At 64.3% G+C, this 19,436-nt stretch carries 13 protein-coding genes; 10 read left to right on the top strand and 3 right to left on the bottom strand.

The window, feature by feature from the left end:
• The 7 genes from HMPREF2617_RS12005 to HMPREF2617_RS02715 form a co-directional block, all read left to right on the top strand.
• The coding region (locus tag HMPREF2617_RS12005) for a hypothetical protein (protein ID WP_210400799.1) at window positions 1-1,421 on the top strand (1,421 nt) is incomplete at its 5' end.
• Between the two features lie 255 nt (window positions 1,422-1,676).
• The gene (locus HMPREF2617_RS02690; RefSeq protein ID WP_070422429.1) at window positions 1,677-2,360 is read left to right on the top strand and encodes a hypothetical protein; all 684 of its coding nucleotides are present in this window, start codon (window positions 1,677-1,679) and stop codon (window positions 2,358-2,360) included.
• Between the two features lie 306 nt (window positions 2,361-2,666).
• Window positions 2,667-3,734 (top strand): ATP-grasp domain-containing protein, encoded by a 1,068-nt coding sequence (locus HMPREF2617_RS02695; protein WP_070839723.1) that lies wholly within the window; start codon window positions 2,667-2,669, stop codon window positions 3,732-3,734.
• A 79-nt stretch (window positions 3,735-3,813) separates the two neighbouring features.
• A complete protein-coding gene (gene pta / locus HMPREF2617_RS02700; protein WP_070839726.1) occupies window positions 3,814-5,160 on the top strand; it encodes a phosphate acetyltransferase in 1,347 nt (448 codons plus the stop codon).
• Window positions 5,161-6,363, top strand: a complete 1,203-nt coding sequence (locus HMPREF2617_RS02705) for an acetate kinase (RefSeq protein ID WP_070451088.1) — start codon at window positions 5,161-5,163, stop codon at window positions 6,361-6,363.
• A 99-nt stretch (window positions 6,364-6,462) separates the two neighbouring features.
• Entirely contained in the window at window positions 6,463-9,729 is a 3,267-nt protein-coding gene (locus HMPREF2617_RS02710; RefSeq protein ID WP_070839729.1) for a YPDG domain-containing protein, read from the top strand.
• Between the two features lie 6 nt (window positions 9,730-9,735).
• Complete coding sequence (locus HMPREF2617_RS02715; RefSeq protein ID WP_070839732.1) at window positions 9,736-12,165, top strand: hypothetical protein; 2,430 nt, start codon at window positions 9,736-9,738, stop codon at window positions 12,163-12,165.
• A gap of 185 nt (window positions 12,166-12,350) precedes the next feature.
• Here the strand turns inward: HMPREF2617_RS02715 and HMPREF2617_RS02720 are convergent, their stop codons facing one another.
• From HMPREF2617_RS02720 to HMPREF2617_RS02730, 3 genes are read right to left on the bottom strand one after another with little or no spacing between them, the layout of a single operon-like run.
• A complete protein-coding gene (locus tag HMPREF2617_RS02720; RefSeq protein WP_070839735.1) occupies window positions 12,351-14,759 on the bottom strand; it encodes a serine/threonine protein kinase in 2,409 nt (802 codons plus the stop codon).
• Window positions 14,752-15,813: a glutamate ABC transporter substrate-binding protein gene (locus tag HMPREF2617_RS02725; protein ID WP_246821682.1), complete on the bottom strand. Its 1,062-nt coding sequence runs from the start codon at window positions 15,811-15,813 to the stop codon at window positions 14,752-14,754. Before HMPREF2617_RS02725 ends, HMPREF2617_RS02720 begins: the two co-directional genes overlap by 8 nt.
• Window positions 15,810-17,207 carry a hypothetical protein gene (locus HMPREF2617_RS02730; RefSeq protein WP_083284778.1) on the bottom strand — a complete coding sequence of 466 codons (1,398 nt, stop codon included), beginning with the start codon at window positions 17,205-17,207 and terminating at the stop codon, window positions 15,810-15,812. Before HMPREF2617_RS02730 ends, HMPREF2617_RS02725 begins: the two co-directional genes overlap by 4 nt.
• Window positions 17,208-17,249: 42 nt before the next feature.
• On the opposite strand from HMPREF2617_RS02730, the gene HMPREF2617_RS02735 reads away from it, so the two are divergent.
• From HMPREF2617_RS02735 to HMPREF2617_RS02745, 3 genes are read left to right on the top strand one after another with little or no spacing between them, the layout of a single operon-like run.
• Window positions 17,250-17,729: an NUDIX hydrolase gene (locus tag HMPREF2617_RS02735; RefSeq protein WP_070422437.1), complete on the top strand. Its 480-nt coding sequence runs from the start codon at window positions 17,250-17,252 to the stop codon at window positions 17,727-17,729.
• Window positions 17,722-18,645: an ABC transporter ATP-binding protein gene (locus tag HMPREF2617_RS02740; protein ID WP_070422438.1), complete on the top strand. Its 924-nt coding sequence runs from the start codon at window positions 17,722-17,724 to the stop codon at window positions 18,643-18,645. Before HMPREF2617_RS02735 ends, HMPREF2617_RS02740 begins: the two co-directional genes overlap by 8 nt.
• Window positions 18,638-19,369, top strand: a complete 732-nt coding sequence (locus HMPREF2617_RS02745) for an ABC transporter permease (RefSeq protein ID WP_070839738.1) — start codon at window positions 18,638-18,640, stop codon at window positions 19,367-19,369. The genes HMPREF2617_RS02740 and HMPREF2617_RS02745 overlap by 8 nt, the downstream gene beginning before the upstream one ends.
• Window positions 19,370-19,436 lie beyond the last annotated feature (67 nt).

Consider the following 19,436-nt stretch of genomic DNA (forward strand, 5'->3'; position numbering starts at 1 on the left):
TCGAAGACCCAGACCTGCCGAACAGCAAGGTCGAGGTCGAGATCGACGTCAACGGCCACGAGAAGAACCGCGACGACAACGGTTCGGATCCTGCCAACGAGGACGGCACCAAGGTTGATGGTTCCAACATCACCCCGGTGGACCCGACTGACGAACAGCAGGACACCGGCATCAAGGTCACCAACCCGGATGAGGACACCAAGGTCACGGCCAAGGATGAGGACGGCAACGACGTCCCGGTCAAGATCGACGAGGATGGCAAGGTTGTCGTCACCCCGGGTGAGAAGGTTGACGGCCCGATCACGGTGACCATCGAAGACCCAGACCTGCCGAACAGCAAGGCTGAATTCGAGGTCCCGGTCAACGGCCACGAGAAGGGTCGCGACGACAACGGTTCCGACGCTTCCGACAAGACCACGGTTGATCAGAACGACAAGAAGTCTGTTGATCCGACCGATGAGAAGCAGGGCACTGGCGTCAAGGTCACCAACCCGGACAATGACACCAAGGTCTCCGCGAAGGATGAGGACGGCAAGGACATCCCTGTCGAAATCAATCCGAACACCGGCGAGATCGTTGTCACCCCGGGCACGGACGTCGATGGTCCGATCACGGTCACCATCGAGGATCCGGATCTGGACGGCGGCAAGACCGAGGTCGAGATCGACGTCAACGGCCACAAGAAGGGTCGCGACGACAACGGTTCCGGCGCGTCCGACGACAAGACCACTGTCTCCCCGGGCAAGAGCACGGTCACGCCGAACGGCAAGGGCCAGAACGTCGGCAAGGTCGATCAGGGTAACTCTGACAAGAAGGGTGAACTGACTGGCGAGCTCGTCGATAAGGATGGCAACCCGATCAAGGACGCCAAGGTCACCATTGACAAGGATGGCAACATCATTGTCTCCGTCCCGGAGGGCACCCCGGCCGGCGAGGCTTGGGTCGTCGTTAAGGAAGACGGCAAGGAGATCCACCGCTTCAAGATCCAGATCGGTGAAACCATCGACACCGGCAAGTGTGTCGCAACCTCTGTCGGGTTCGGCCTGCCGCTGATCGCACTGCTGCCGCTTGGTCTGGCAACCCAGATCGAGATCCCGGGTCTGTCCGACTTCGCCGCACAGGCGAACGCACAGATCCAGAACGTCAACACGCAGCTGCAACAGCAGCTGGGCATCTTCAACCCGCAGCTCGCTGCACAGGTTGAGGGTCTGAACAAGCAGCTGGGGCAGTACGGCACCGACATTGCGACGGTCGCCGGTGGTCTGGCTCTGATCGCCGCTGGCATCCTCGCCGGCACGATCATCTACGACAACTGCACCCCAGGTGGTGGCTCTTCCGTGAAGGACCTGGAACTGAAGGGTTCTTCCGGCAAGACCTACGCCGGCTCTTCCAAGGAGGAGAAGGCACAGCCGAAGAAGTAATTCGGTAGCCCAACGCCTTCAATGAAGGCGCCTTCCTCGAAACGCCGTTGCCCCGCTCACCAACCCGGTGGGCGGGGCAACGGCGTTTGGTGCTGTGATTGTCCTTACTTTAATTAAGCGGGTGTCCGATTGGTCGTGTATCGCAAGGCAACTGAGCGAGCTAGGAAATGACAGAAAAGCGTGACATTGGACAACTTGCACTGCCTGTAGGCTATCTAGCCAATAAATCTAGAAGTAAGATAACAAGGATGTCCCGTGGAGAAACGTGCCCTCGAGGCTGCCTACAGAAACCTCAATGAGGATCATTACGTCCTCTATGTGGATGAAACATATAACCGGCCAGAAGAAAACCTCGGCCGTTCCTTTTATTTGATTTGCGGGGTCCTAATTAGTGCCAGGTTCTTGGATGCCACTCGAGAGGACATACGTGAGATTGTTGATGGAGGATACTGGCACACTACGGAAGCATTGCAGAGTGCCGAGGGGCGGCAAAAGGCTGAGGGGCTGCTCACATACTGCAATGATGTCGGCGACCAACATATTTTTGCCTACAAAAAGGACTTGACTCAAATAGGTGAGGAAAATGAGGTGTCGGTTGCTCAAGCGCGTGATGATTGCTTAAAGGCGTTGTTAGTAGCCGTCCAGCAGAATTACCCTGGAACCCGGCTTGTCGTGATGGAAAAACGACAAAGGCACACGGAAAATGATGCTGACCGTCGTCTGATAAAACACTTACGCTCTGTCGGTGCAATATCGCGCTATACGCAGGTTCTTCATGAATCGCCCAAGGAAGAACATCTGCTGTGGCTCCCCGACCTTTCGGCCATGGCCCTCCGGCGTTCAAAAACGCACCATGACCGGACCGGGCTTTATTTCAAGCTTTATCTTGAAGACCATTCGTTCGTTATTGATCTAGATAAGAAAGTTGAAAATGAATGATCCCGCCGGCCAGCAGCTCGACGGGATCTGGGCGGTTCGCTGTCCCCAGAAACTTCTGGCGAGGGCGTCGCCTCTGTCTAGAGGATAGCCTGACGCTATATGTATTTTCTATTACGGACGCAAGGGTCGTTTGACCAGTGCGAACGATCGACTAAGGCGGTTTTCGTACCCCATGTTGGGGGTGGATAATGTCTTGGGGGCTCAGTGGGGACTCAGTCGTGAAGTGTCGAGCGGATTTATTGAGCCTCTTTTTGCACGTGCTCTCGGCTACCTGCGCGACATATAAGTGTGGGACAATCTGGCGTTATGACTGTTCCATCTTCTGCACAGCGTCGCGCGCTGATCCTTGGCACGTCGCCGATGGCCCGCGAGCTTGAGCAGGCTTACCAGCGCCTCGGGTTTGAGACTCAGATTGGTGCTGTGTCGCTGGCTGATCAGTTCCACCCGGACATCATTGTGACCACGGGGGATTCGCCGGACACGCTCGAAGAGGTTGAGGTGGCGGCGGAGGCTGCCGGGGCGGCGGTGGCGCCGTCGACAAGCGCATGCCGCCGTACTGCGGACCGCATGGCGGTGCGCACCCAGGCGAGCGAGGAACTGGGCTTGCCCACGCTGGATTGTGAGTTTGTGACCACGCCGCAGGGAATGCAGGACGCGGTGGAGCGCCTCGGGTTTCCGTGTGTGGTGAAGTCGCCGACATCCCGCGACGGGCAGGGGTTTTCCACGGTGCACAGCAACGCCGACCTTGCGGAGGCCTGGAGTATCGCCTCGGAAGGGGAGGGTGACGGTGTGGTGGTGGAGCGCTACATCGACTTTGATTTCGAGGCCACGATCCTCGCGGCGCGCTCCATCGACCCGAACACGGGCGAGTTGGCTACGTGGTTCTGCGAGCCGATCGGCACCCGCCACCGCGAGGGCAAACTGGTGGAGGCGTGGCAGCCTGCGCCGATGCCGGAGGCCGCGATGGACAACGCGCGCTCGATTGCCGCGCGCATCATGGGTGGGCTTGCAAGTTGCGGCGTGTACTCCATTGAGCTGTTTGTCTCTGGCGACGATGTCTATTTCTCCCAAGTCACCCCACGCCCGAGCCGTGATGGGTTGGTCACGCTTGCCACGCAACGCGTCAACCAGTTTGATCTGCAGGCGCGTGCGACGCAGGAGTTGCCCATCGATTCGACGCTGGTCAGCCCCGGTGCCGTGCGCTTCCTGCCGGGCGTGACACTCTCGCTGGAGGCTATCGCCGCCGCGATGGAGGTGGAGGAGACCACGGTGCGCATGTTCGGCCCGGATGTGTTGATTCTTTCCACCGCGGATTCGGCCGCGGAGGCGCGTGTGCGTACCGACGACGCGGCGCGCGCCATGAAGAAGATGTAGGTCACACCATATAGTGTCTCGCCGTGTCGGCGGTGCCGGTAAACTATGCACTGTTTGCCCCACAACGAAAGGTGAGACAATGTCCCAGACCCTGCTTGTAACCCTTGCAAACCGCACCTTCGAGGGTGTGGATCTGCAACAGCTCGCCGGCCGTCTCGGCCTCGAACTGGTGCGCGCCGAAGGCGACAGCGTGGCGGAGATCTTCAACTCCGGCGCACTGTTTGGCGACGCGAAACTGATCCAGGGCACTGGTGACTACAACTTTGACGGCGAGCTCGCCGCAGCGCTCGGGGTGCCCGTGGTGCTCATTACTAGCGACGACACCACCGCACCCCTGGCCAAGCGCCGCGTGGAGGAGTTCGGGGCGGTTGTGGTGTCGTCGATTAGCGGTGGCGAGGTGGAGACCTTCCAGCCCACCGCAGTCGAGGCCAAGCCGGTCATGAGCCCGATCGTGTTCGAACATCAGCTGCTGGAGCAGGCCAAGGCCGCCGGCTCGCACGTGGTGCTGCCGGAGGGCGAGGACGACCGCATTCTGCAGGCCGCGGATCAGCTGCTGCGCCAGGGGATTGCACAGATCACGATTCTTGGCGATGTCGCCGACATGAACCGCCGCGCCACCGACCTCGGCCTGGACCTGAGCGGCGCGAACCTGCTCAACCATCTCGAATCCGACCTGCTTGAGGAGTTCGCCGCCGACTTTGCGGAGCTGCGCAAGAAGAAGGGCGTGACGCTCGAGGAGGCCCGCGAGACCATGAAGGACGTCTCCTACTTTGGCACCATGATGGTGCACAAGGGCCTGGCAGACGGCATGGTCTCCGGTGCGGCGCACACCACCGCGCACACGATTAAGCCGTCGTTCCAGATCATCAAAACCGCCCCGGGTGCGTCCGTGGTGTCCTCGATCTTCCTCATGGTCATGCAGGACCGCCTCTGGGCATTCGGCGATTGCGCCGTGAACCCGAATCCGACCGCCGAGCAGATCGGCGAGATCGCCGCCGTGTCCGCCAAGACCGCCGCCCAGTTCGGCATTGATCCGAAGGTGGCCATCCTGTCGTACTCCACCGGCTCCTCCGGTGCGGGCCCGGACGTGGAGCGCGCCGTCGAGGCCACCGCGAAGGCGAAGGAACTCGCCCCGGACGTTGCCATCGACGGCCCGCTGCAGTTCGACGCCGCCTGCGACCCGGGCGTGGGCGCGAAGAAGGCCCCCGACTCCCCGGTGGCGGGCCAGGCCAACGTGTTCATCTTCCCCGACCTGGAGGCCGGCAACGCGGGCTACAAGATCGCTCAGCGCACCGCAGGCGCCCTCGCAGTTGGTCCGGTGCTGCAGGGCCTGAATAAACCGGTCAATGATTTGTCCCGCGGCGCCACCGTGCCAGATATCGTGAACACCGTAGCTATTACCGCGATTCAGGCAGGGGCGAAGTAAATGTCTTACGTACTGGTTATCAACTCCGGCTCGTCCTCGATCAAGTTCCAGATCGTCGACCCGACCTCCGACGCGTCGGCGGACCCGTTCGTCTCGGGTCTTGTCGAGCAGATCGGTGAGCCCCAGGGCCGCATCACCATCAAGTACGACGGCCAGAAGCACGTCGTGCAAAAGGCCGTGCCCTCTCACGCGTCCGGTTTGCAGGAGACGTTCAAGCTTCTCGACGCCAAAGGCGTCGGCCCGACCCAACTCGACATCGTCGCCGCAGGCCACCGTGTTGTCCACGGCGGCATGGTGTTCTCCGAGCCGGAGCTGATCCTGGACCCGGTCGTGGACATGATCCGGGACCTCATCCCGCTGGCGCCGCTGCACAACCCGGCCAACATCGACGGCATCGAGGTCGCCCGCGAGTTGCTGCCGGACATCCCGCACGTCGCCGTGTTCGACACCGGCTTCTTCCGCGACCTGCCCCCGGCCGCCGCGCTGTATGCCATTAACGCTGAGGTCTCCGAGCGCAACCTGATCCGTCGCTACGGCTTCCACGGCACCTCACACGAGTTCGTGTCTTCCCAGGTGCCGGAACTCATCGGCCGCGACCCGGCGCACACCCGTCAGATCGTGCTCCACCTGGGCAACGGCGCTTCCGCTTCCGCGGTTGCCAACGGCCACCCGATCGACACCTCCATGGGCATGACGCCGCTGGCAGGTTTGGTCATGGGTACCCGCTCCGGCGATATCGACCCGGGCATCATCTTCCACCTGGTGCGTCAAAGTGGCATGACTATCGACGAGATCGACAACCTCCTCAACCGCCAATCCGGCGTCAAGGGCCTGTCGGGTGTGAACGACTTCCGCGAACTGCGCGCCATGATCGAAAACGAGGACGAAAACGCCTGGTTGGCCTACAACGTGTATCTCAACCAGCTGCGCCGCTTCATCGGTTCCTACATGATCGCGCTTGGCCGCGTGGACGCCATTACGTTCACCGCCGGCGTTGGCGAGAACGATAAGTTTGTTCGCATGGATTCGCTGGACAACCTGAAGCACTACGGCATCGAGATCGATCCGGCGAAGAACGATTTGCCTAACGACGGCCCACGTATCATCTCCACCGACGACTCCACCGTGAAGGTTCTCGTCGTGCCTACCAACGAGGAGTTGGCCATCGCGCAGAAGGCCGCCGCCGTCGCCGCACGGGTATAAAAGCAAAATGTTGTAACAACTTACCCTAAGCCGATATATTGACGTGTAGTAACAACGCCCGCATTGCGGGCTGAACATACCGTCAAAGGGGATGGGCAGATGGCCGAGCAGCACCGCAACGTTTCCAGTGTGCGCCGACGTGGAACCTCAATCGCAGCATGTGCCATCGGCCTGTCGCTCATCGCAGGCGCGGTGCAGCCGGTGCAGGCGGCCGAAACTACGAAACCCACGGAGACCACGGAACCCACGGAAGCCGCACCGGAGCCGGTTGCAGACCCGGTGAATCCCCCCGAGGTCGACGAGGGCTGGTCCGGCGTCTCCTACCCAGCGGCTAAGGTGCGCCTTGGCCAAACCACCTCCACGGAGGTGGTGCTCGGTTTCCTCGAGTCGTACATCAACAAGCCGGTCCACTACCGCTTTGAACATCCCGATGCCGTCAACCCAGCCTGGGGTGCTGAGATCGACGGCGATTCGGGCACCGTGACCATCACCCCGGATCCGTCCAAGGCCGAAGAGCTGCCGGATGAAGAGACCATCAACATCATGGCGGTGTACAAGGACGGCGACCACAAGATCGTCCCGTTCGACATCGTGCTTTCTGCGGACCCGTACTTCATGCGGGTCGAGGACCGCACCTTCTGGGCGCACAAGCGCATCAAGCCGGTTCCCGTTCGCGCACTGCGGGTTCCCGATGGCGCCACATTGACTATCGACGACTCCACCCTCCCCGAAGGCATCACCGCCGACACCTCCCGCGCGAAGGGCCGTTTCCAGCACGTGTACCTCAAGGGCGCCCCGACCACCCCGGGCACCTACAACGTCACTGCGCGTGTGCTGGGCGAAGACGGCAGCCCGCTCGTCGATACCGCAGGCAACGTCGTCACCTCCATGTTCACCATCACCGTCAAGGACACCTCGGAGCTTCCTGAGCCTGTCCGAGAGAAGCTGACCACCCCGCCGGACGGCACCGTCCGGCCCGGTGAGAAGTTGGAGATCCCCGTCGACACCGAAAACGCCTCCTCCGTGGACGTCCAGGGCCTGCCGGACGGTGTGATTTACGACGAGGAAAACAGCGTCATCACCGGTACCCCCAAGGAGCCGGGCGACTACGACGTGGTCGTGGAGGTCATCACCGAAGACGACAGGTTGTTGGAGGAGCACCTTGAGATCTCGGTGTCCGTGGCCGACGGCTTCGCGTGGCATCCAATCACGGTGCGCGCTGGTGAGGATGTGGAGGCTGCGCCGTCGAGGGTGCCGTCGACAAGCATGGGCATCCGCGCCGCCGACGATGCGCCCGAGTGGGTTACCGTTGGCGTCGACGGCGTGATCAAGGCAGTCCCGCCGCGCGACCTGGCGCCGGGGGAGTACAAGTTTGGCGTGATTACCGACGACGGCACGCGCAACACCGTCACCATCGACGTCCAACCCCCCAACACCGACGCCTCCCGCTACTGGCCCGAGTACCGCCCGGGCTACCTGCGCTACGGCGAGACCGGCAACAACAGCGCGCCGACCGCGACGCTGAACGAGGGCGGCCGCAGCTACCGCAACCAGCCGCTGCCTGCCGGCACGAAGTTCGAGATTCTGGGTGATTCCACGGGCCTTGAAATGGACAAGGCCACCGGCGTGATCACGGTGACAAAGCCACGCACCGAAAACTTCGACGTCCGCGTGCGGATCACATTCCCGGATGACACCATCGCGGAGCGTTATGCGAAATTCATCGTGGACCCCGCCCCGCACAACGTCACCTACCAACCCGCCTACGAGCAGAACAAGGGCGCGCAGCCGGGTAAGACGGTGCTCATCCGCCAGATTGGCAAGATGCCTGAGGATGCGGAGTACGTGCTGGCCACCCCGCACACCGAACTCAACGGCTGGGATGTTGCCGTCGACCTGGGTTCCGGCCTGATTCGCGCGACCGCGCCGAAGGACAACGCCAAGCCGATCGAGGTGCAGGTCCGCGCGCTGTACTCGGACGGCACCATCGACGACGTGCCGCCGAGCGAAGACGAGCCCAGCGCCAACCGCAAAGGCGGCGAGGCTGCCGCCGTGCGTATCGACGCCCTCACCGGCGACACCCTCGCCGACGGCGTCCGCAGCCTGGAGTACAAGCCGGTATTCGACGCCGAAGGCAACATCAGGATCACCCCCACCGGCTCCGTGCCGGAAGGCACGAAGTTCGAGGCAGACGGCCTGACCACCCTGCCGGTAGAGCTTGACGAGAACACCGGTGAGATCACGATCAAGGTGCCAACCGACGCACCGGCCGACGCACCCTTCGACGTACCGATCAAACTGACACTGCCGGACGGCTCCACCCAGGAGATCGTCGTACCGGTGACCACCCGCTCCGAAGCCAAAGGCAAGGCCGTGTCGTGGGCGCCGCTGAAACTCACCGAGGGCGGCGACCCGACCACCAAACTGCCCACCGCTGCACCGGAGGGGGCGCGGTACGGACTGGCGGCGTCGTTTAGCGAGCCCGGCTGGCGCGTCCATGTCGACGAAACCACCGGCGCCATCACCGCCGCCATCGACGGCGGCATGGCGGCGAGGAGCAACGCGCTGGCCACCCTGATCCCGATCGTGGTCACGTTCACCGACGGCTCCCAACGCATCGTCGAGGTCCCGGCGACCGCCGTGCGTGGCGAGGCCGCCCTCACCGGCATCGAATACCTCGGCGGCAACGTCCGCGCAGGCGCGGAACGTGTACTGACCCCCACCAAGCACAAGGGATCCTTCTCCCTGGTCACCCCGGTGGAGGGGCTGCACACCGCCATCGACCCGGAAAACGGCGTGCTCACCGTCAAGGCCACCCCAGATACCCTGCCCGGCATCCGCGAGGTGCCCGTGCGTATTAGCTTCAGCGACGGCTCGGAACTGTTCACCTCCGCGCCCGTCCAGGTGCTCACCGCCAACGGCGCGACCACCCTGGCCAAAGACGCGAAGCTGGAGAACATGCTGGTCAAGGGAACCGCTGGCGAGACCTCCCGCTTCGCCCTGACGCGCCCGGAGACCGCCATCGACCACCCGTTCTCGCTCGCCCAAACCGAATCCGACGGCTGGACCTTCGGCATCGACCACGCCACCGGCGAACTCACCGCCAGCATCCCCACAGGTGCGGAGGGCCATGCGAAGGCCGTGCCGGTGTTCGTCGAATACCTCGACGGGTCCCGTGGCAAGTTCACGGTGACGGTGGAGGCGACACGGGCGGTGGAGTCGTCGACAAGCAGTAGCTCCGTAGACACCCACGCGATAGGCTGGATCGCCGGGCTGCTTGCCATCCTTGGCCTCATCGGGGCAGCCAACTACGCCCTGTACGAAAACCGAGAGTTTTACCAACAATTCCTAGTCTGGTGGAAGTAGGAGAACATGCGAGTACACAAGAAAGTCGCCGCCGCCGCGGTTGCCGCGAGCCTCGGTGCAGGGCTCGTAGTGCCAATACAGGCAGGCGCCGTCATTGAGCAGACGCGTCCGTTCTCCGTCGACGCGAAAACCGGTGCGTTCGAAGGCTTCCAAACCGTCGAAGCCAACAAAGGCCGCGTCAGCTGGCTGACCTACAACAACCCCACCTACGGCAGCCTGCCCACCGCCCTCTACATCGACGCGTTTAACGACGGCACCCGCGTCCAATACGTCGGCAACGACACCGACGTCAAAACCTCCAGCAAAAACGGCGTAGACACCATCACGCTCACGCACACCAAAAACGGCGTCGAGCTCACCCGCACCTTCACCGTCACCGCCAAAGAAGTCACCGTCAACGTCGTCGCACGCAACGTCACCGACGCACCGAGCCCCCTGGCCATCGACCTCACCGCAGGCATGATGTCCTACGACTACGAACTCACCGTCACCCCCAAAAACAACGGGTACGAGGTCTCCGTCGGCGGACGCTACAACGTGCACACGCTTTTCGACGACGCCACCACCACCGCAACCGGCGACACCCTCAACAACGCGCTCGCCGGCGCCAACAACGCCAGCCGCTTCCAAACCGGCAAATGGGAAAACACCGTCGCACCAGGCGAAACCCTCGAAGCCACCGTCACCTTCCAAGGCACCGCCAGCGAAGCGCTAAAAGACACCGACGGCGACGGCTTCCCCGACGAATGGGAACGCAACGGCTTCACCTCCGCCGACGGCAAAGAATTCCCACTCCACCGCTGGGGCGCCGACCCCACGCGCCCAGACCTGTTCCTCCAACTCAACTGGATGAAATCCGAATGGGAATCCCTGGGCTGCTCCGACAAGCGCAAGTACGCGCCCACCGAAGAAGACTTTGACAAGTTCCAGGAATGCGCCAATGCGAACACCAACGTGTACCGCCCCTCGCGCCAAACGCTGAACGACCTCGTCGACCTCTTCGACAAAGAGGGCTACAACCTGCACATCGACGCCGGCGTCTACTACAACAACATCCCCGGCCTCGAACCCCACGGCGGGCCAACCGAGGACTACGCGGAGTACTACTTCGCCGGCGAAAACCCGGCAGTCAGGATGATCAAGGACCGCGACCGCCTGCTCGGCGACCGCAAAAACATCTTCCGCGTCGGTGTCATCGGCGACAGCCAAGCCGCAGACAACCCGTCCTCCGGCAACGCCCTACTTGCCGACGGCGCCTTCTACATCGCCAAAAACGAACGCATGACCTCGCAGGAACAACTCCGCAACACCATCCTGCACGAGTTCGGCCACAACCTCGGCCTGACCCACTCGGGCTCGTCGAAAGTAAAGCGCCCCGACAGCGAGTACGTCCCGCACTACGAATCGGTCATGAACTACCTCTACCAGTTCAGCGTGTTCAACTACTCCAAAGAAACCGCCACGCCCGACAGCACAAAGCCGCTGCCGGCCAAGTGCACCGACGGCTCCGTCGAATGCTTCAAGGGCAACTACAGCATCGCCCCCGACTGGGACAACCTCGACCTGGTCAACGGCGAAATCCGCAAGGCCACCGGCACCTCCGGCGTCGCCGACGAGGACCCCGACGAATCCGGCCACACCCACCCCTCCGTGAGCCAACTCGTCGCCCTGTCCGCCGAACGCAACAACGGCAAGGCGGGCCTGCGCATGCTCAACCTGAAGGACAACCCGTCCTACATCGTGGCTAATCGTTACGACTCCCGCGTCAACGTCGAACTCTCCAACCTCGGCATCGACCTGCACAAATTCACCCTCCAGGTGAACTACCCCGGCGGCGACTTCCGCAGGGAATACCCAGTCGAAGGCGCCCTGACCGAAAACGCCGCCCTGCCCATCGAAGTACCGATCACCAACACCATCGGCTACGACGAAGCCGAAATGCCGATCCAGTTCCGCGTCTTCAACGAGGAAGGCCTGCTTGTCGAGGACCAAACCGTCAACTTCTCCGTCCTCAACTACTCCGCCAAGGACATGCAAGACCTCATCGCCGACCTGGAGAAAACCAACCCAGAGAAGGCCGACCAGGTCCGTGACATCCTGGCCAAGCCCGACCCGTCCAAGCCGACCCTGACCCAGGCCCCGCCCATCCCAACCGCCACCAACCTGCCGGTCCTGCCCGGCCAGCGCGACCCGGCGATCACCTCCCTGGGCCCGAAGCCGACCACGCCGCGGCCAACCAAGCCTTCCAAGACGGTCTACACCACCCCGACCGGGACCAAACCGACCTCCACCGTCGAGCCGCAGGCCTCCGGCAGCTCCGGCAGCTCCGGCAGTGCCGATGGCTCGTCCTCGCCGGGTGCGATCGTCGGCATCATCATCGCGATCCTGGCGGTGCTGGGCCTCGGCGGTGCCGCGGCCGCGTACATGAACCGCTAGCCACGCGCCGGGGCGCCCGGCCCCCGGCCTCGCGCCCTGGCCCCCGGCCCGTGGACCCAAACGGCGCATCCTACACGGTGCATTTCGTCGAAAATCAGCGAAATATGCCGTGTAGGATGCGCCGTTTAGCTTTTGACCGGCCCCACCGGCCCCACCGGCCCCACCGGCCCCACCAGCCACCACCCTCAGAACCAGGTGGCGGGGCGGACCTTGTTCGCCATGTCCACAAGCGCGTAGCGGTGCTGGGCGTAGGGGGCGACGCGGGCCTGGGCACGCAGGGTTTGGGCGAGGCCGTGGCGGATTTCGCGTTCGGTGAAGGAGTATTCGAAAAGGGTGGGGGTGTTGGCGGAGCCTTCGGTGACCAGGTAGTGCAGGGCGGCGTCGAGGACGGCGGTCTTGATCTGCAGGAAGCGTGGCTCGGTGGTGGGGATCTGGTCGAGGCGGGCGGCGGCCTCCCGGATTTGCGCTTCGGTGGGGTCGGCGCCGGTGCCTGCGACGGGCAGGACCAGGTAGAGGATGGCGGTGAGTTGGGCCATGCGGGAGTGGCGCGAGGCGTTGGGCACCTTGTCCAGGGCCCGCAACGCCAAATCGGTTTCCCCTTCGCGCATGAGCATGCGGGCGAGTCCGAAGGCGGAGGAGACGGTGGTGGGGTTAGTGAGCCACACCAGGGAGTACAGCCGGATCGCGTGGAAGCGTAGCGCGCCGGGTTCGAGGGCGGTGACGGTCCAGGTGGGGTCCATTTGGCCGTTTTCCACCATGGCGCGAAGCACGGTGGTGGGGACGTTGGAGAGGGGGTGTTCGAGGTTGGTGGCGGTGCGGGCGAGGGAGTCGTCGATAAGCGATTGCTCTTGGAGGCCTCGCTCTTGCAGCAACAACTCGGAGACGGCGGCGAGTGCGAGTTTGGGGGCGGCCTCGCCGGGGAGTTGGTTGAGCACTTCGGAGAAGGAGCGGGTGGCGGTGGGGAAGTCGCCGAGCAGCATTTCTACGACGCCGGAGTACCACGAGAAGCGCCAGGTGTCTCCGAAGCGGTCCTGGAGGGTGAGCAGCCAGGAGCGGGCTTGGGAGGTGAGGCCGAGGTCGATCATGGTGCGCACCACGCCGAAGGGGATTTCCACCGAGTGTTCGTATTGCGGGGTGGTCATGGCTTGGCGCAGGGTTTCCAGGGTTTCGCGGGGTTCGGCGTAGGAGGAGCCTTGGAGCATGGCGGCGCCGACGTCGTCACGGTTGATCAGTGGTGAGGGCAGGGCGGCGACGACTTCTTGTGGGGTGATGTCGACGGTGCGGGAGATGCCGTCGATGAGTTGGTCGGTGCGGAACACCAGGTGTTTGGTGCCAAAGGTGCGGCGCTGCGGGGAGAAGAGGGAGTGTTGGGCAGGGTAGGTGCGGCCGTCGCGAACTGCTACCACCTCGCGCAGCACGCCGAGGAGTTGGCTTTCCAGTTCGGAGACGCTATCAAACCTCCGCGCGGGGTTTTCGTTGCAGCACCGCGCGAGCAGCCGGTACAGGGAGGTGTATTGGCGGAAGAGTGGCTCGTCGGTGGGCGTGGGTAGGCCGGGGTCGTAGATGCCGTCGGTTTGCGGCAGGTCCACCACGAGCGAGGCGAGTGTGCGCCCCACCGTGTAAATATCGGACGCGATCGACGGGCCCTCCGTGGCCACTTCGGGCGCCTGGAACCCCTTCGTGCCGTAAATGAACCCGTAGGCGCCGATGCCGGACACCGCGCCCATGTCGATGAGTTTCACCTGGTCTTCGGTGACAATGATGTTGTCGGGTTTCAGGTCGTTGTACACCACCCCGCGCGAGTGCAGATAATCCAGCGCGGGCAGTACTTCCAGGATGTATGCGATGGCGATGTCGGGTTCGAGCACTCCGCTTAGCGACGAATTCCTTCTCGCCCTGAGCGACGGCCCACCCACGTACTCCATGACGGTGAAGCCTCCGGGGACGCGGGGGTCGTCGATAAAGTTGAAGATTTTCACGATCCCGGGGTGGGTGATGTCCGCCAGGAACTCGCGCTCCGCCTCGGCGGCTGCGGCCTCGTCGGGGTTGTCGGTGGAGTGCAGGCCCTTGAGCACCACCACGCGCCCGGCCACGTAGTGGTCTTGGGCGAGGTAGATCCAGCCCATGCCGCCGTGGGCGATCACGCCGGTGATCTCGTACTGGCCAGCCACGATGTCGCCGGGGTGCAGCACCGGCGGCGCGATGCCCTTCTTCACCACGGCTGGCTCCGGGTCGATCAGCGCCTCGCGCGGTTCGGTTGGCTCCACCCACGGCAGTTCCACCATGCCGTCGGCGATGATGCGGCTGGCGCGCCGGGTGCCGCGGCGTTCGCGGAAGGTGTCCAGCGCAGCTTGGCGCGAGCGTTGCGACGTATCCTCGCGCCCCGAACCCTTACGCAACTTGTCCAGGTCTTTGAGCAGCCCGGCCATTTCGCCGAGGCCGGCGTATTCGGCGTCGGAGTCGTCGTCAAGATCATCATCGTCGGTGAAGGGGTCGAAGGCGACGGCTTCGGTGCCTGGTTCATCATCCGCGAAGGGGTCGAAGGCGACCGCTTCGGTGGGCTGGACGTCGTCGTGGTCGTGTGGCTTAGCCATCGTTGTCCTCCTTCCGGTACCGCAGCGGCGGCGGTGAGGATTCAGCTATAGACCCGCCGAGCCAGGTGTTGTAGAGGGTGTACCAGGAGCCGTCGTTACGCATCCGCTCCAGGGTGGCGTTGACCTGCCGCACCAGATCGTCCTGACCCTTGGCCACGCCGACGCCGTAGTACTGGGTGGCAAACGCGCCGTCCAGAATGGTCGTGTGCGGGTCCTGCGCGGCCAGGCCGGCGAGGATCGCATCATCCGCCACGATCGCCTCCGCCCTAAACTGCTGCACCGCCATCAGGCAATCCGACCAGGAGCGGGTGCGCAAAATGTTCGAGTCCGGCACGTAGGTTTTGGCGATACGCAGCAGGTTTGTCCCGTCGACGATGCAGGCGGTGCGCCCCGCGAGGTCCTCCAAGCTATTCACGTCGCGGTCCTTGGGCACGAGCACTCTTACCGACGACGTCAGGTACGGCGTAGAAAACTCAATCACCTCAGTCCGCTCGGGCGTAATCGACATCGTCCGGATAATGATGTCCACCTCACCCGAGTTAAGCGCCTCCGTGCGCGCTGCCGAATCGACGAAGCGGAAATCGACCCGGAGGTCCTGGTCATCCTCGAAGATGTCGTGGGCGATCGCCCGGGCCAGGTCCACCTCGAGCCCGCGCAACTTGCCGGAGTCCGTGTCGCGGTAGGACAGCAGGTACAAAGACTGGTCGATGCCGACGATGATGCGGCCGCGCTGGCGGATGCGCTCCACGTTCGGCTTCGGGGCCTCCTCCTCGGCACCGTCCGCTTCACTTCCAGCGCCCCCGCGCGGGTCCAACGACCCCTCCCACTCGAACTCGTCCGGCGTGAACGGATCCGCCGGGGGACCGGCCGCCGGATCCAACTGGGCGCCCGGCGGCAGCGGCACCATCTCGCGGGTCGGCGACGGCGTTTCGATCGTCGCCGATACCTTCCCCTCATGCCCCTCACCGCCGGCGCACGCCACCAACGACGGCACCGCAAGCGCCGCCACCGCACATGCCGCAACCACACGCGAGCCGAACCGAGCGCGCATCATAGGTACTCACCCAACCTGCGGCGGATGCCCCACCAGATACACACCACTGCCAGCACAGACAGTAGCGCCACGGCGGCGGAGACGCGCCGGGTCGCGTCCAACGACTCCGCAATGTAGAGCCGCGTGTTCTCCCTCGAGGACGCAATCAGTTCCGCCAGGGACCCGTCGAGGCCACGGAAGGAGGCCTCCCCGTCGGCGTCGCTACGCGTGCTCAGCAGTGCCGCGGCCTGGTCGTAACTGCCGGAGTTCAGCGCCCCGACCAGTTCGGCGTGTTCGTTGGACCAAGCGTTGAGGTGGGAGCGGGAGTCGTCGATAAGCTGCTCGCTCATGCCGTAATCCTCCGCCGTATGCACCGCGCCGGCGACCGACGAGTAGGTCTCGGTGAAGTCGCGGGCGGACTGGGCGGCGGTTTCGCGGCGCAGCAGCGCGAAGGTTTCGTCGGTGCGGGTCTCCAGGGCGTCGATGCGCGCCGCCGTGAGTTCCTCCCAGGGCTGCGCCGCCCGCGCGTACGCCACGGAACCGGAGCGCCAGGACTGGAAGTTAGACACCCCGGCCCAACTGATCGCGATGAGCAGCGCCAGCGTGGCGGCGAGGAAGCCACGGTTGAAACGGCGGCGGAACGTCAGCCACAGCCACCACTGCGCCAGCAACAGGAACCCCAGCGCCGCCAGGAAGCCGGACAGGGTCACCCACTGCGGTTGGGACAGTCGGCGCATCTCGTCGGCAACGTCCTGGCGGGTGAGCGTATTAATCTCTTGTGCCGCCGACAGCATCCGCGTACGCATAATCGCGCTGGCCTGCGACATGTACGCCACGCCCACCGGGTTGCCCATGCGCTGGTTCACCTGCGCCCGCGCGTTCAGGCCGCTGTAGACGGGCAGGTCGCGCTGGATGTTAATCACCAGGTCCTCGATCTCCCGGCTCGAGGCAGAATCGGCCTCCACCGCGCCCTTATAAATCTCGGAGGCGGAACTGACCGCCTGGTCCAGCGCCGCCGTATACGTGCGCATGTCGTCCTCCGACATAGGCCCCGCCTGCACGTAGGACCCCGCGGCGATCGTATCCGCCCGCAGCAGCGACGTGGACAGCACGTGCGCCGCCGCACTCATCGGCTCCGTGGCATTCAGCACCGTGTCCAGCGACTGGTTGCGCAGCGACATGGACTGGCTCATGGACAGCCCGGCCGCCAGCATCGAGGTGGTCAGCACCACCATCACCACGATCAACTTGCCGGGCGTGGTCTGCAGAAACGCCTTCCCCCGGCGCCCCATCGCCATCGGCCGCACAAGCCGCCCTTGCAAGAAGCGGGCACGTTCGCGGCGCGGCTCCAGCTCATCGAGCCATGCGTCCGCGCTCGTCTCCTCCAGCCCCGCAGCCGAGGCCGTCGCCCGCATTACCATTCCGCAATAATAACCGCTTCCACCTACAGTGGGGGCATGCTTGGCGACGGAAACGGCTGGGTCACCGCACCCAACGGCACAAAATTCTGGGGTCTTCACGGGGCCGCTGGCCTCTTCCTTATCGCGGGGACCGGCGAAAACGCGCGTGTGCTGCTGCAACACCGCGCCGCCTGGACCGCTCAGGGCGACACGTGGGGTATCCCCGGCGGCGCGATCGATTCGCACGAAACCCCCGCCGAGGCCGCCATCCGCGAGTCGGTGGAGGAGTGTGCGATTGACCCCGGGGAGGTGGCGGTCGTCGATACGCTGCGCACTGCGGAGTTCCCCAACTGGTCCTACACAACAGTGCTCGCGCTTTGCGACGAGCCCCTGCCCACCACCCCCAACGAAGAATCCGAAGAACTGCGCTGGGTTCCCCTGGACACCCTGCGCGATTTTCCGCTGCACCCCGCCTTCGCCGCCTCCCTAGACACAGTGCTTGCGCGCGCGATGGTGCATACTAAACCGCATGATTGAAGTCCAAGGACTGACGAAACGCTACGGCTCCGTCCAAGCCGTCGATGACCTCACCTTCACGGTCAAACCCGGTGTGGTCACCGGCTTCCTCGGCCCCAACGGCGCCGGCAAATCCACCACCATGCGCATGATCCTGGGGTTGGATAAACCCACCTCGGGCCATTCGCTTATCGACGGCACCCCCTACCGCAACATCCCCAACCCCACCCGCAAAGTCGGCGCCCTCCTCGACGCCAAAGGGGTCCACCCCAACCGCTCCGCACGCGCCACCCTGCTCTGGCAAGCCCAGGCAGCCGGCATTGCGCGCAAGCGTGTCGACGAAGTCCTCGACCTCGTCGGCCTCACCGACGCCGCCGGCAAGCGCGTCGGCGGATTCTCCCTCGGCATGGGCCAGCGCCTCGGCATCGCCGCCGCACTGCTCGGCGACCCCGAATACCTCATCCTCGACGAACCCGTCAACGGCCTCGACCCCGCCGGCATCCGCTGGGTCCGCGGCCTACTGAAGTCCCTCGCCGCCGAGGGCCGCACCGTGCTCGTGTCCTCCCACCTCCTCGCCGAGATGGCCCAAACCGCCGACAACCTCATCATCATCGGCCGCGGCCGCCTCGTCGCCGACACCTCCGTCGCCGAATTCATCCGTAACAACTCCGGCGTGACCACCGTGGTGCGCGCCGCAGACACGCAGGCGCTCGAAGCGGCGTTGGGTGGGGTGCCGTTTAGGCGCGTCGTCGATAGTGAAGGGCGCGCGACACTCGAAATCGCCGACCGCACCTCCGACGACATCGGCGCCCTCGCCTTCGCCGCCGGCATCCAACTCGCCGAACTCACCGAACGCCGCGCCTCCCTCGAAGAGGCCTACATGCACAGCACCCAAGACCAAGCCCAGTACGTATCCGCGGAGGCCCCCAATGCATAACCTCATCCAAGCCGAGTGGACCAAACTGCGCACCACCGCATCCTTCTTCTGGACCACCGGCATCACCCTGGTCATCTCCGCCCTCTACGGCCTCCTATTCGGCTACGCCTCCCGCACCAGCGGCATGCCCTACGCGCCCCTGACCGTCATCGCATCCGTGGCCACCACCATCGCCATCATCGTGATCGTGCAGGCCGCCATGACCGTCACCACCGAATACCGCTACGGCATCCCCGCCACCAACTTCCGCGTCGTCGCCCAACGCTGGCAACTCGCCGTAGCGAAGGTGCTGCTCGGGGCCGTATTGGCCGCTATCGTGGCGCTGGTCGCGCTGGTGCTCGCCTTCATTCTTGGCGACCTCACCGCCTCCGTCCCCGCCAACTGGACCACCAACCCCGCCACCCAACGCGCCCTCTGGGCCGTCCCCCTCGGCATGGCGCTGATCACCATGTTCACCCAGGGCGTCGGCTGGCTGGTGCGCAACACCTCCGGCACCATCGTGGCCTGCATCAGCATGATGCTGCTGGTAGAAACCATCGTCGGCTTCATCCCGCGCTTCGGTGCCGACGTGGCCAAGTTCCTGCCCTTCGGCAACCTCACCTCCTTCATGGTCAACCAGCCCAACGGCCACTGGGGCCTCGGCGTATCGCTGCTGGTCTTCGCCGTGTGGGCGGTGGGGCTCTGGATCGCGGGCGTGGTGGCGCTCGAGTCCCGCGACGCGTAGGGGCTTGCGGGGCGGGTGCCGCCGGTGCCGCGTTGGCGCCGCCACCCTGGTGCCGCGCTGGTGCCGC

The organism is Corynebacterium sp. HMSC070H05 (genome assembly GCF_001837615.1).
In the GTDB taxonomy this organism is placed as follows: domain Bacteria; phylum Actinomycetota; class Actinomycetes; order Mycobacteriales; family Mycobacteriaceae; genus Corynebacterium; species Corynebacterium coyleae.

Excerpts from the sequence above, each read along its gene's own strand:
- HMPREF2617_RS02695 (WP_070839723.1), top strand. The coding sequence starts at position 2,667 with ATGACTGTTCCATCTTCTGCACAGCGTCGCGCGCTGATCCTTGGCACG.
- pta (WP_070839726.1), top strand. The coding sequence starts at position 3,814 with ATGTCCCAGACCCTGCTTGTAACCCTTGCAAACCGCACCTTCGAGGGT.
- HMPREF2617_RS02705 (WP_070451088.1), top strand. The coding sequence starts at position 5,161 with ATGTCTTACGTACTGGTTATCAACTCCGGCTCGTCCTCGATCAAGTTC.
- HMPREF2617_RS02710 (WP_070839729.1), top strand. The coding sequence starts at position 6,463 with ATGGCCGAGCAGCACCGCAACGTTTCCAGTGTGCGCCGACGTGGAACC.
- HMPREF2617_RS02715 (WP_070839732.1), top strand. The coding sequence starts at position 9,736 with ATGCGAGTACACAAGAAAGTCGCCGCCGCCGCGGTTGCCGCGAGCCTC.
- HMPREF2617_RS02720 (WP_070839735.1), bottom strand. The coding sequence starts at position 14,759 with ATGGCTAAGCCACACGACCACGACGACGTCCAGCCCACCGAAGCGGTC.
- HMPREF2617_RS02725 (WP_246821682.1), bottom strand. The coding sequence starts at position 15,813 with ATGATGCGCGCTCGGTTCGGCTCGCGTGTGGTTGCGGCATGTGCGGTG.
- HMPREF2617_RS02730 (WP_083284778.1), bottom strand. The coding sequence starts at position 17,207 with ATGCGGGCGACGGCCTCGGCTGCGGGGCTGGAGGAGACGAGCGCGGAC.
- HMPREF2617_RS02735 (WP_070422437.1), top strand. The coding sequence starts at position 17,250 with ATGCTTGGCGACGGAAACGGCTGGGTCACCGCACCCAACGGCACAAAA.
- HMPREF2617_RS02740 (WP_070422438.1), top strand. The coding sequence starts at position 17,722 with ATGATTGAAGTCCAAGGACTGACGAAACGCTACGGCTCCGTCCAAGCC.
- HMPREF2617_RS02745 (WP_070839738.1), top strand. The coding sequence starts at position 18,638 with ATGCATAACCTCATCCAAGCCGAGTGGACCAAACTGCGCACCACCGCA.